Here is a 12,362-nt window from a genome sequence, read left to right as displayed (position 1 = left end):
CGTTTTACGCCAGTGACCAGGTCGTTGTACGGCAGGTCACTTCGCGAGTTGGGACATGCAACACGCAGGAGCGCGGAACGCGGCCTTCCTCAGCGCCGCCCGGAGGCATGTGAGTTGGGCGCGTCGCGGCGAACGACTTCCCCAATTGGTCTGGACTTTTGGCGACGAGGCGCGCTAGCTTCTGGTGTGGTCTAGACCTTCCCCCACACATGCTTGCAGCAGGCACACCTAGCCCCACCCCACAGGAGCGAAGTATGCGCAAGAAGATCACCGCCGCCGCACTCGGACTCGGCATCGCGGGAGCGGCCGTGTTCGTCACCGGCGGCTCGGCCCAGGGCCACGGGTACAGCGAGGGCCCGACGAGCCGTCAGGCCTTCTGTGCCTCCGGCGAGGCCACCGGCTGCGGCGCCGTGGAGTACGAGCCGCAGAGCGTCGAGGGACCGAAGGGCTTCCCGGCCGCCGGCCCCGAGGACGGACAGATCTGCTCCGGCGGCAACGAGGGCTTCGGTGAGTTGGACGACCCGCGCGACGGCAACTGGCCGGCCACCGAACTGACCCCGGGCGAGAGCCACACCTTCACCTGGAAGCTCACCGCGCCCCACAGCACCACCGACTTCCAGTACTTCCTCACCACCGACGACTACGACCCGACCCAGCCGCTGACCAGGGACGCGCTGGAGGACGAGCCGTTCCTGACCGTGCCGCTCGACGGCGCCCAGCCCGACTTCCAGGAGAGCCACGAGGGCACCATCCCCGACGGCAAGTCCGGCCGGCACCTGATCGTCGGCGTCTGGAACATCGAGGACACCGAGAACGCGTTCTACGCCTGCTCCGACGTGGACCTCTGAGCCGGACGGCCCACGCCCCCGCACGGCCGCTGACCCGTCACCGCCCCGACCGGGCGACACCTGGTGCGGGTCAGCGGTCCGCCGGAAGCACCCCCGGACATCGGGTATTCTTTCTCCCGCTGGTTCCGACCGGCCATCTGCGCCGTTAGCTCAGTTGGTTAGAGCAGCTGACTCTTAATCAGCGGGTCCGGGGTTCGAGTCCCTGACGGCGCACACCACCGAGGGCCCTCGCATCGCGCGAGGGCCCTCGTTTTCGCACCCGCTCCCACCACCGGACCGCCGACACGCCACGGACTCCGGAACGAGCCCGCCCCGGACACACGGCCGCCCGGCGCCAGGACCGCCGAGCAACCAGAACCACCGCAGCCAGGACAGCCAGGGCCGCCACGGCGAAGGACCACCGATCGAGGCCGGGACCCGGAGCCGGATGGAGCACAGCCGCAGGCCGGACGGGCGACCGAGCCGCTCGGGGTGGGCCGCGTGTGGCAGCAGTCGTTCACCCGTCACGCACGGCTCGTTCCCCTCTGGCATCTACTGTCCAGTTATCGTCACGTTCGGGGGAATCTCTGTGCGGTTCGGCTTCAAGTGTGGTGTGCTCTGAGTCACGGCGAAAATCGTCCCGGCACCCACCGGGAGACCTGACCGGAGGCGTCCCACTCGCGACGCCGAAGGCCCTCGCCCCACAGGAAGTTGACCACGACGGAGCGTAGGGACGACTTCACCGGGCAGCGCGGATCACGGCCCTCGTCGCGGCGCCGGTGATGCGACGAGCCCGGCACTCCGAAGCGTCGCCCACGCACGGGGCGGACGGCTCGGACCGGCAGGGTCCACAGCTTGAGAGAGATCACACACCACCACGACGGTCCGGCAGGACAGGTGGATCGCTTCGAGGGAGTTGACCGTGGGCGTTCCCGTTCAGGAGAAGGAACAGTCGGCGCAGCAGGCGTACACCATCGGCACCGATGAGCTGAACGCCCTGCTCTACGCACAACCCGCGCTCGGACTGGCCGGCGAGACCGGCGAGGAGCAGGAGCCGCACATCTGGCGCGGCATCGACTGAGCATCGACGGAGGCGCCGACCCGGCGCGCCCGTCCGACCCGGCTGTGGTGGTGGCTGCCAGACTCCGTGGAGTCTGGCAGCCACCACCACAGCATTACCCGGCGGGGCCCGCTCGGCGGGCCCCGCCGGGCGTCATTGTCCGGATCATTGCTTCTTGATCACGTTCGATCCCCGGTTCCCCACCCAAACGGGTAAACGGCGCGTATCGTTCTTGCGATCATGTGAGGAGCTCCGAGAAGCTGACGCGGCACCAGCTCCCGCGGCATCCGAACCGGCCGGGAAAAAGGGGCGTTTCGGTACCGAGGGAACCAACCGTTGCCCTCGGCTGTCTCATACGGCGGCGGTCGTCACGCCCGCCCGATTCAACCTGCCCCTCCGGCACACAGCCGAAGGCCGCGGGCACGAACGAGCACACGCAACGACAGTGATGCGTGCAGGGGGATGGATTCATGACGTCGGAACCACGCCAGGCACAGTCGCGTGCGCACGACGATCCGTCGCAGACCACCAAGCTCCGCATCCAGCGGAACAGGTCCGGTGAGACCGGCACCTTCGGCCGAGGACTGCGCTGGCCCCGCAAGGCCCCGCCCCGGTACGACTACGAGCACTACAGCCGTCTGGCCGGCCCGCTGACCCGACCCGATCCCGACAAGCCGTACCGGGTCAAGTACCGCAGTCTGATGGCCGACGAGCCGCACCGCTTCCGGGCGGCGCTGCTGCTGATCCTCGCCCCGCTGCTCTCGCTCGGACTCTTCGCCTGGCTGATGCAGCCGCAGCACTGGACGGAGCGCGACGAGGGGTCGGTCTCCGACCTGGTGCTCAGGCTCGACATCGTGATGCTGGTCGCGATCGGGCTGATCGAGCTGTTCCGCACGATGAACGTGTTCTCCAACTCGCACGCGACGCTGGTCGCCAGGGACCCGGTACCGGTGGTGCCGGAGTCGGGCACCCGGGTCGCCTTCCTCACCTCCTTCGTTCCGGGCAAGGAACCGATAGAGATGGTGACCAAGACCCTGGCGGCGGCGGTCAAGATCCGCCACCGGGGCACGATGCACGTCTGGCTGCTGGACGAGGGCGACGATCCCGAGGTCAAGGAGGTCTGCCGCCGCCTGGGTGTGCACCACTTCAGCCGCAAGGGCGTCGAGAAGTGGAACACCCCCAAGGGCGCGTTCCGGGCGAAGACCAAACACGGCAACTACAACGCCTGGTTGGACGCCCACGGCGACGACTACGACTACTTCGCGGGCGTCGACACCGACCACGTGCCGCTGCCCAACTACCTGGAGCGGATGCTCGGTTACTTCCGCGACCCGAACGTCGGCTTCGTCATCGGCCCGCAGGTCTACGGCAACTACGACAACTTCGTCACCAAGGCCGCGGAGAGCCAGCAGTTCCTCTTCCACGCGCTGATCCAGCGCGCCGGCAACCGCTACGGCGCGCCGATGTTCGTCGGTACGAGCAACGCGGTGCGGATCAGCGCCATCAAGCAGATCGGCGGCCTCTACGACTCGATCACCGAGGACATGGCCACCGGCTTCGAGATCCACCGGGCCCGCAACCCGCAGACCGGCAGGCGCTGGCGCTCGGTCTACACCCCGGACGTACTGGCCGTCGGGGAGGGCCCGAACGCCTGGACCGACTTCTTCACCCAGCAGCTGCGCTGGTCGCGGGGCACCTACGAGACGATCCTCAAGCAGTACTGGCGCGGCTGGTTCACCATGCCGCCCGGCAAGCTCTTCAACTACACGTTGATGATCATCTTCTACCCGATCTCGGCGCTGAACTGGATTCTGGCCGCGATCAGTTGTGCCCTGTTCCTGGGGCTGGGCGCCTCGGGTGTGCAGATCGACCCGGTCATCTGGATGATGCTGTACGGCAACGCCTCGGCGCTCCAGGTCGGCCTCTACATCTGGAACCGCCGGCACAACGTCTCGCCGCACGAGCCCGAGGGTTCGGGCGGTCTGGCCGGCATGCTGATGTCGGCGCTCTCCGCTCCGATCTACGCCAGATCGCTGATGGACACGGTGCTGCGGCGCAAGAGCAAGTTCGTCGTCACGCCCAAGGGCGAGTCGGCGAGTCCGGACACGCTCTTCGGCACGTTCCGCATCCATCTCTTCTTCATCGCGGTCTTCGGCGGTTCGGCGATCGGCTCGTTCTGGCTCGGCCACGACCATCCGGCCATGCTGATCTGGGCCTCCCTCGCCACACTGATCACCGCGGCTCCGATCATCGGCTGGCGGATCGGGATGCGGGCCGAGAAGAAGCGCCGTAAGCAGGCTCGGCGGAACGGCGGCGGGGAGGCACCGCAGCAGGATCCGCCGCAGTCGCCGCCGCCCGCACAACCCGCGGCGGTCGTCGCGGGTCGTACCGGTACGGGAGTGCCGGAGCCCGGCGCGCCGAGCGCGGAGGTGGCCGGCGGGGCGCCGCCGGGGAGCGAGCAGCGGCCCGCCTGGGCCGCCGATCCGCGCGGGACCGACCGGACCGTCCAGTTCGACGCACGCCAGATCCGGCAGTCCGCGCCACCGGGCCAGTGAGCCACCCGCAGCCGCCTCCCAGTACGGGGCGCCCGCGCGGCTGAGCGCGCCGGCGACGGAGCGCAGCCCCGAGAACCGGACGTGTGCGGCGCTGCCGCACGGGCACCGGGCCGTCGGACGCGGCCCGGCCGGAGGACGGACGCTTACGAGCCGCGGCGTGCCCGGCCACGCAACAGGACCACCCACCCCGGGAGCCATCCCGGATGTCGCTTGCAGGAGTGTTAACCGGTGAAATACCGCCCAAGCCGCCGTACGAAGCGGTTGGCCATCGCGTCGGTCGCGCTGCTCGCCGTCGCGGGCATGAACGCCCCGTGGCTGATCCGGTACACCAGTGAGCAGTACACGAACTACAACATCAACCGCGCGGGCTACAAGGCCGAGAACGGCCTGTGGCAGGTGCTGGACGTACCGCAGAAGAACCGGATCAACACCATCCACGCGGCCCTGCTGCACACCGGCAAGGTGCTGCTGGTCGCCGGCTCGGGCAACGACGCCAAGCAGTTCGCCGCCAAGAGCTTCCGCAGCGTGCTCTGGGACCCGGACAAGAACACGTTCAAGAACATCCCCACGCCCAAGGACATGTTCTGCGCGGGCCACACCCAGCTCCCCGACGGCAAGCTGCTGATCGCGGGCGGCACCCAGCGGTACGAGACGCTGGAGGGCGACGTCGAGAAGGCCGGCGGCCTGATGATCGTCAGCAACGAGAACCCCGACAAGCCGATCACGCTGCCCAAGGGCACCAAGTTCAAGGGCGCCAAGAGCGGCAAGGTCTTCGAGACCCAGCAGTCGCTGCTGGTGCCCAGGGCCGAGAAGAAGGAGACCCCCACCGGGGCGACCGTCACCGCGAGCCAGAAGCGGATCTACGTCGAGGCCGCCAGGAAGGGCAAGAAGTACGCCACCGGCGACACCGACCAGTACGCCGTCGTGGGTATCGACGACGCCGACAAGGACAACGTCTACGGCATCGCCAACAAGATCTCCTTCGACAAGAAGGACTTCCAGGGCATCCGCGAGTCCTACGAGTTCGACCCGGTGGCCGAGGAGTACATCACGGTCGACCCGATGGAGGACGCCCGCTGGTACCCCACGCTGACCACGCTGGAGGACGGCCGGGTGCTCTCGGTCTCCGGCCTCGACGACATCGGCGAGGTCTCGGAGAAGGTCGAGCTCTACGACCCGAGGACCAAGAAGTGGCAGACCCTGCCCAAGCAGCGCTACTTCCCGACCTACCCGGGGCTCTTCCTCTCCGGCCGCGACGAACTGCTCTACACCGGCACCAGTTCCGGCTACGGCCCCGCCGACAGGGGACGGTCGCCCGGCCTGTGGAACTGGCGCACCGACAGCTTCACCAAGATCCCCGGCATGAGCGACCCGGACGCCCTGGAGACCTCCATGGCCGTGCTGCTGCCGCCCGCCCAGGACCAGAAGTACATGGTGCTCGGCGGCGGCGGCATCGGTGAGAGCACCAAGGTCACCGACAAGACCCGGATCGTCGACCTCAAGAAGAAGAACCCCCGTTTCGTGGACGGTCCCTCGCTCTACGAGCCGGTGCGGTACCCCAGCAGCGTGATCCTCCCCGACGACACCGTGCTCACCACCAACGGCTCGAAGGGCTACCGCGGTTACAGCTCCAGCGACGTGCTCAAGGCCGAGCTGTACGACCCGAGGACCAACACCTCACGGCGGGTGGCCGATCCCCTGGAGGGCCGCAACTACCACTCCGGTGCGCTGCTGCTGCCCAACGGCAAGGTCATGACCTTCGGTTCCGACCCGCTCTTCGACGACAAGGCCAACACCAAGCCCGGCACCTTCGAGCAGCAGATCGACATCTGGTCGCCGCCCTACCTCTTCCGCGACTCCCGCCCGCAGCTGAAGGCGAACGGCGAGAAGCCGCAGCGGGTGCAGCTGGGCGGCAAGGCGGAGTTCGCCACGAAGGACGCGGCGGACATCAAGGAGATGCGGCTGATGCGGCCCAGCTCCTTCACCCATGTGACCAACAACGAACAGCGGTCGATCGCGCTGGACTTCGAACGCACGGAGAACGGCGTGGAGTTGACCGTGCCCGAGGACCCGACGCTGGTGCCGCCCGGGTACTACATGGTCAACGCCGTGGACGAGGACGGCACGCCGTCCGAAGCGGTGTGGCTGCACGTACCGGTCCAGGACGAGTTGCAGCTGCGCGGGGAGTGAGCACCGCGCCCGCCGCCGTCGTACCCGCCACAGACGCGGGCGGACGGCGCGGACCGGGCGCACGGCACAAGGGCCCGCCCACCGGCCGTACCGGTGGGCGGGCCCTTGTGCCGTGCGGGGCGCGAGTGCCGAACGGCCCCGCGGCGGCGGCCGGTCGTCGGCGCTCAGTCCTCGGCGTTCCCCGCCAGCTCCAGCGCGTACTTCTGGAACCACTCGCCGGCCTCGGGGCCACCGCGGCAGGTGCCGTCGGACTCACCGGGCCGCTTGATCCACATGTAGGCGTCGACCAGCGGATCGGCGGTCTTCGTCGTGGGGGTGTCGCCGAGGGCGCGACCCGGCGGGTTGCACCAGGACTCCTCGGTCTCCTCGCCGTCGACCGGGCCGTTGCCGTTGCGGCTGGTGTCGATGACGAAGTGCTTGTCGCCCACCATCGAGGAGAGCCGCTTGCCGTAGTCGATGTTCTCCTCGGTCGTCTGGTAGTTGGAGACGTTGAGGGAGAAGCCGTCGGCGCGGTCGATGCCGGCCTTCTTCAGTGGCTCGACCATGCCGCCGGGGTCGCGGATCCAGTGCGGGTTGCCCGCGTCGATGTACACCTTGGTGCCGGACAGCTTCTTGAGCTTGTCCACGGCCTCGCTGATCAGGGTGTACTGCTCCCCGTGGAGCTCGGCGGGCACACAGCCCTCCTGCATGATGTGCGGCAGCGCGTCCGGCTCCAGCACCACCGTCGCCTTGCGGTCGCCGATGCCCTTGGCCACCGCGTCGGTGAAGGCGCGGTACTCGTCCGCGGATTTGGCGCCGCCCTGGGAGTACTGGCCGCAGTCGCGGTGCGGGATGTTGTACATGACGAGGATGGGGCTGGTGTCGGCCTCGGTGGCCGCCTCGGTGATGCCCCGGGTCTGGCTCTCGGCCTGCTCCGGCTTGATCCACTCCCCCGCGGGCTGCTCGGCGATCTTCTCGATCAGCTCGGCGTCCCGCCCGCTCGAGGACTCCAGGGCGGCGGACGCCTTGCCCTCCGGGTTCACCCAGAACGCGGCGTCGGACTTCCCCGGTTTGCCCCCGCGGTCCCCGCTGTCGGGCTTGTCCTTCTCGTCGCCGCCGGACGAACAGCCGGCAACCAGTGCCATCGCGCTGAGAGTCGCGCCGCCGATCGCGAGCGCGGTGCGGATTCGGTGCGGCGGGCGGCCGGCATCGGTGCCGTACATCCACTCCCCCTTGGGTACGGTGGTGAACCGGTCAGTGCCCATCGTGGCACAACGACACATCTGGTGCGTCCCGGACCCTCCCGCCCGTGCGCACGCCGTTCCGACGGCGTACACGCCGTCATCCGGGCGTCCCCGCGCGGGACTTGGGCCGGTGCGCGGGCTCCGCGGAGCGGGCCGGTGGCGGGTCACCGGTGGATCGCCGTCAGGTACGCGGAGACGACCACGTTCGCCGTGTAGCTGCGGCTCTCGCGGTCGAAGGTGCCGCCGCAGGTGATCAGGCGCAGCTCCGCCCGCCCCCGGTTCCGCTCGCCGTACGCCTTCGCCGGGTCGAAGCCCTCGCGCTGGACGACCTCCACGTCCTCCACCGTGAACTCGGCGACGGTGCCGTCCTCGCGCGAGACCCGGACCTTGGTGCCCGGGTCGGCCGAACTGAGGTTGAAGAACACCGCCTTGTCCGTGGCGGTGTCGACATGGCCCACCAGCAGGGCCGCCCCCGCCGCACCGGGCTGCGGGCCGCCCCCGTACCAGGCGACGTCGTCGCCCTGGCTGAGCGGCGGGGCGTCCACCGCGCCGTCCGCGTCCAGGCCGCGGGTCTGGACGCGGGCGTCCACGCCGAGGCCGTCGATACGGACGGCGACGGGTCGGCCGCCCTCGACCGGATCGAGCGCGTCCGGCAGTCCGCCGCTCTCCGCGCTCCGGCCCGAACCGAGCTCGCCCAGCACCGGGAAGTTGCTGTCGGTGAGGTCCTTGCCCCACAGCCACAGCCCGAGGAGCAGCACCAGCCAGGCCGTCGCGGTGATCAGTCGGCCGCCGCCCGAGGGCTGGCTCTCCCCGGCCATCGCGGCAGGCCCGTCAGGAGTGGCTGCCGGGGCGTGCCGCGGCGCGGCGGCGCAGTACGGCGGCACCGGCGAGACCGAGCGCGGCGGCGCCGGCCAGGGTCAGCGGGAGGGTGGTGGAGTCGCCGGAACCGCCGCTGCCCGCGGTGCCGCCGCCGCCCGCCTTGACCGGCGCGGTGGGCCGTACGGGCGGGTGGTGGGACTCGCCGCCCCCGCCGGGGATGACGACGAACCGGCCCTCGGCGATGGAGCGTTTGAGGTTGCCGGTCTTGTCGTAGCAGTCGACCAGCACGGTGTACCGGCCCGGGTCGATGGCCGCACGGATGCTGGCGTCGCCGGTGAGCGTCTCATCGGCGGCGGACTTCAGGGCCACCGAGGAGATGAACGCGTCCGAGCGGGCGATGCCCTTGTCCCCGTCGCAGGAGTCGACCCGGATGTTGATCTGGCCGCCGGCGTGCACCTTGGACGGCGTGATCTTGACGGATCCGGTGGCGGGCCCGGGTTCCTCCTGCGGCGCCGCGTTCGCCGGCGCTGTACCGAGCAGCACGGCGGAGAGGGTCAACAGTCCCAGGCTGTACGGGACTCGGGCAACGCGGGCAACGCGCATGGCAACCTCCGGGTCGGTACTCCCGAAGATTCACCGCGGCCCGGGCCGTCGCACCCGCAGCGCCGCCGATCGGGTCAGCGCCGCGGGCCGGTGCGGCGCGGTGGCTTGCGCAAGCTTCCCGGCCCCTCGAACCGCCCGGCGGGGCGAGCCCGTTCGAGAGGGCCACACCGAGTCGACCGCACCGGGCCTGCCGCACCGGGCCGGAGGCACGGAGAGGGGCGGAGGGGTCAGATGCGCTCGACGAGGTCCGCGATGGAGTCGACGACCGTGGACGGGCGGAAGGGGTGCCGGTCCACCTCGTCGGGGCTGGAGATGCCGGTGAGGACGAGGAAGGTCTCCATGCCCGCCTCCAGACCGGCCAGCATGTCGGTGTCCATCCGGTCGCCGATCATCGCGCTGGTCTCGGAGTGCGCGCCGATCTTGTTGAGTCCGGCGCGCATCATCAGCGGGTTCGGCTTGCCCACGAAGTACGGTTCCTGACCGGTCGCCTTGGTGATCAGCGCGGCCACCGAACCGGTGGCGGGCAGTGGGCCCTCGGCGGAGGGGCCGGTCTCGTCCGGGTTGGTGGCGATGAAGCGCGAGCCGTTGTTGATCAGCCGGATCGCCCGGGTCAGCGCCTCGAAGCTGTAGGTGCGGGTCTCGCCGAGGACGACGTAGTCGGGCTGCGCGTCGGTCAGTACGTAACCGATGTCGTGCATCGCGGTGGTGAGCCCGGCCTCGCCGATCACGTACGCGGTGCCGCCGGGGCGCTGGTCGTCCAGGAACTGGGCGGTCGCGAGCGCGGAGGTCCAGATGTTGTCGACCGGCACGTCCAGACCCATGCGCGCCAGCCGGGCGTGCAGATCGCGCGGGGTCTGCATGGAGTTGTTGGTGAGGACCAGGAACGGCTTGCCCGACTCCCGCAGCCTGCTCAGGAACGCGTCGGCGCCCTTGATGGGGATGCCCTCGTGGATCAGGACGCCGTCCATGTCGGTCAGCCAGGATTCGATCGGCTTGCGCTCTGCCACTGGAAGGATCTCCTGCCGTGCGGTGCGGGACGTGCGGTGCGGGGACGTCTCCAGCCTAAGCCGACCCGGGCGCGGTGCGGCCTGCCGGTACGTTCCCGATGCAGGTGAGTGCCCGACGAGGCGGGCGAACCCCGGCGGACGGCGCAGGCGGCACGGGCGGCAGACGGCAGAAAGTTGCGGTGCTCGCAACCAAAAGGCCCCGTCGGATGTCTCACAGTGGCGCTCACCCACCGCTCGAAGGGCTCTGACGTGACAAACCCCTACCAAACCCCGCAGTACGGCTACCACCAGCCGAACCCGTACGCCACCGCGCCGTACCCGGCGGCCCGGCCCCGGATGTTCGGCGGCCCGTTGGCGCGGGTCGTCTGGACTCTCGTGCCGGTGCTCTCGCTCGGCTTCCTGGCCCCGCTCCCCTTCGTCGTCGCCGCGGTCAAGCGCGTGGTCGCCTGGTGGTTGCCGGTCACCTACATCGTGAACACGATCGTCGTCATGACGGTCGTCATGCTGACCCCCGACGGCACCTCGCTCCCCGGCCTGCTGGTGATCGTCCTGATGATCACGGCCGCGACGCACACCGCACTGCTGGACAACACGAGCGTGACCATCGGCAAGTAGCCCCGGACGGCGGCGACTCCGGAACGGAGCACGGGGTGTGCGGCAGCGCACCCGGCGCAGGCACGGAGTCGCCGGCCGCACTTCGCGCGGCCCGAACCCGTCGCCCGGACCCTTCGGGCGACCCCTTCACACAGCCGAACCCTTCGGGCGGTCGGAACCCTTCGGGCGGCTTCGGCGATACCCGCCCGGATCGGTGCGTTGCCCCCGGGAACCCGCCCCCGGGGGTCACCCGAGCGTGCCCACGCGCCGGCCGGCATGCGTACCATGGCCGGTCCGCACGCACGTCCGCGCTCCGACGGGCGCGGAGCCGCACGGCAGAAGGTCAGCTGAGAATGTCCGACACAGACCAGACCCCGCAGGACACCACCGACGGCGAGGCGGAGCCCGCCAGGCCCGTACCACTGCGGGTGGGACTCGTGGGCTACGGAGTTGCGGGATCGTTCTTCCACGCGCCCCTGATCGACGCCGAGCCGGAGCTCTCGCTGGAGGCGGTCGTCACCTCCGACCCCGACCGGCAGGCGGACGTGGCGAAGAAGTACCCCGACGCCCGTGCCACCGAGGACGTCGACGCCCTCCTCGCCCAGGCCGACGAGCTGGACCTGGTGGTCCTCGCCTCCCCCAACAAGACCCATGTCCCGCTCGCCGAGCGGGTGTTGCGGGCCGGCCTGCCGGTGGTCGTGGACAAACCGCTCGCCGCCACCTCCGCCGAGGCCCTGGCCCTGGCCGGCCTCGCCCGCGAACGCGGCCTGCTGCTCTCCACCTTCCACAACCGCCGCTGGGACAGCGACTTCCGCACCCTGGACAAGCTCCTCGCCGACGGCGAGCTGGGCGAGGTGCACCGTTTCGAGTCGCGGTACGAGCGCTGGCGGCCCAAGCTCAAGGGCGGCTGGCGCGAGTCCGGCGACCCCGCCGAGATCGGCGGGCTCCTCTACGACCTCGGCAGCCACGTGGTGGACCAGGCACTGACGCTGTTCGGTCCGGTGCGCACGGTCTACGCGGAGGCGGACGTGCGGCGCGAGAACGCCGCGGCCGACGACGACACCTTCCTGGCGCTGACGCACGAGAGCGGGGTGCGCTCACACCTGTGGGTGAGCGCGACCGCCGCCCAACTGGGCCCGCGCTTCCGGGTGCTGGGCAGCAGGGCCGCGTACGTGAAGTACGGCCTCGACCCGCAGGAGGCGGTGCTGCGCGAGGGCAAGCGTCCGGTGCCGGGCGCCCCCTGGGGCTCCGAGCCGCCGTCGGCCTGGGGTTCGCTCGGCGAGCTCGGCGAGACACGGCCGGTGCCCAGCCTGGACGGCGACTACCCGGCGTACTACCGGGCGATCGCCGCCGCGGTGCGCGAGGGCGGCGAGCCCCCGGTGACCGCCGAGCAGGCCGCGGCGACGCTGCGCGTGCTGGAGGCGGCCCGCCTCTCGGCGACCGAGGACAGGGTCGTCCCGCTCGACTGAGCCGCTGTGGTGCTG

At 70.3% G+C, this 12,362-nt stretch carries 10 protein-coding genes and 1 tRNA gene; 7 read left to right on the top strand and 4 right to left on the bottom strand.

Going from position 1 to position 12,362, the window contains the following annotated elements; translation table 11 throughout:
* Positions 1-254 precede the first annotated feature (254 nt).
* The 5 genes from MTQ01_RS21350 (at position 255) to MTQ01_RS21330 (ending at position 6,632) form a co-directional block, all read left to right on the top strand.
* Positions 255-848 carry a lytic polysaccharide monooxygenase gene (locus tag MTQ01_RS21350; protein ID WP_247492370.1) on the top strand — a complete coding sequence of 198 codons (594 nt, stop codon included), beginning with the start codon at positions 255-257 and terminating at the stop codon, positions 846-848.
* Positions 849-987: 139 nt separating this feature from the next.
* Positions 988-1,061, top strand: a tRNA-Lys gene (locus tag MTQ01_RS21345).
* A 688-nt stretch (positions 1,062-1,749) separates the two neighbouring features.
* The gene (locus MTQ01_RS21340) at positions 1,750-1,908 is read left to right on the top strand and encodes a hypothetical protein (RefSeq protein WP_247492369.1); all 159 of its coding nucleotides are present in this window, start codon (positions 1,750-1,752) and stop codon (positions 1,906-1,908) included.
* A 449-nt stretch (positions 1,909-2,357) separates the two neighbouring features.
* A complete protein-coding gene (locus MTQ01_RS21335) occupies positions 2,358-4,442 on the top strand; it encodes a glycosyltransferase family 2 protein (RefSeq protein ID WP_247492368.1) in 2,085 nt (694 codons plus the stop codon).
* Positions 4,443-4,670: 228 nt separating this feature from the next.
* Positions 4,671-6,632: a galactose oxidase-like domain-containing protein gene (locus MTQ01_RS21330; protein ID WP_247492367.1), complete on the top strand. Its 1,962-nt coding sequence runs from the start codon at positions 4,671-4,673 to the stop codon at positions 6,630-6,632.
* Positions 6,633-6,796: 164 nt separating this feature from the next.
* Here the strand turns inward: MTQ01_RS21330 and MTQ01_RS21325 are convergent, their stop codons facing one another.
* The 4 genes from MTQ01_RS21325 to MTQ01_RS21310 form a co-directional block, all read right to left on the bottom strand.
* Entirely contained in the window at positions 6,797-7,834 is a 1,038-nt protein-coding gene (locus MTQ01_RS21325; RefSeq protein ID WP_247492543.1) for a glycoside hydrolase family 6 protein, read from the bottom strand.
* A gap of 185 nt (positions 7,835-8,019) precedes the next feature.
* Entirely contained in the window at positions 8,020-8,673 is a 654-nt protein-coding gene (locus MTQ01_RS21320; RefSeq protein WP_247492366.1) for a class F sortase, read from the bottom strand.
* 13 nt (positions 8,674-8,686) lie between these two features.
* Positions 8,687-9,232: a hypothetical protein gene (locus tag MTQ01_RS21315; protein ID WP_247492365.1), complete on the bottom strand. Its 546-nt coding sequence runs from the start codon at positions 9,230-9,232 to the stop codon at positions 8,687-8,689.
* A 272-nt stretch (positions 9,233-9,504) separates the two neighbouring features.
* On the bottom strand, positions 9,505-10,284 hold the full coding sequence (locus MTQ01_RS21310; RefSeq protein ID WP_247492364.1) for an HAD-IIA family hydrolase: 780 nt from the start codon (positions 10,282-10,284) through the stop codon (positions 9,505-9,507).
* A gap of 249 nt (positions 10,285-10,533) precedes the next feature.
* Here MTQ01_RS21310 and MTQ01_RS21305 point away from each other — a divergent pair, with 249 nt between their 5' ends.
* Both MTQ01_RS21305 and MTQ01_RS21300 read left to right on the top strand, forming a co-directional pair.
* Positions 10,534-10,899: a hypothetical protein gene (locus tag MTQ01_RS21305; protein WP_247492363.1), complete on the top strand. Its 366-nt coding sequence runs from the start codon at positions 10,534-10,536 to the stop codon at positions 10,897-10,899.
* Positions 10,900-11,231: 332 nt separating this feature from the next.
* The gene (locus MTQ01_RS21300) at positions 11,232-12,347 is read left to right on the top strand and encodes a Gfo/Idh/MocA family oxidoreductase (protein ID WP_247492362.1); all 1,116 of its coding nucleotides are present in this window, start codon (positions 11,232-11,234) and stop codon (positions 12,345-12,347) included.
* The last annotated feature ends 15 nt before the right edge of the window (positions 12,348-12,362 follow it).

Source organism: Streptomyces sp. XM4193, assembly GCF_023072595.1.
GTDB lineage: Bacteria > Actinomycetota > Actinomycetes > Streptomycetales > Streptomycetaceae > Streptomyces.
This window is presented reverse-complemented; position numbering and strand designations above follow the sequence as displayed.

Coding starts and splice junctions, on each gene's coding strand:
- MTQ01_RS21350 (WP_247492370.1), top strand. CDS start 255: ATGCGCAAGAAGATCACCGCCGCCGCACTCGGACTCGGCATCGCGGGA.
- MTQ01_RS21335 (WP_247492368.1), top strand. CDS start 2,358: ATGACGTCGGAACCACGCCAGGCACAGTCGCGTGCGCACGACGATCCG.
- MTQ01_RS21325 (WP_247492543.1), bottom strand. CDS start 7,834: ATGTACGGCACCGATGCCGGCCGCCCGCCGCACCGAATCCGCACCGCG.
- MTQ01_RS21320 (WP_247492366.1), bottom strand. CDS start 8,673: ATGGCCGGGGAGAGCCAGCCCTCGGGCGGCGGCCGACTGATCACCGCG.
- MTQ01_RS21300 (WP_247492362.1), top strand. CDS start 11,232: ATGTCCGACACAGACCAGACCCCGCAGGACACCACCGACGGCGAGGCG.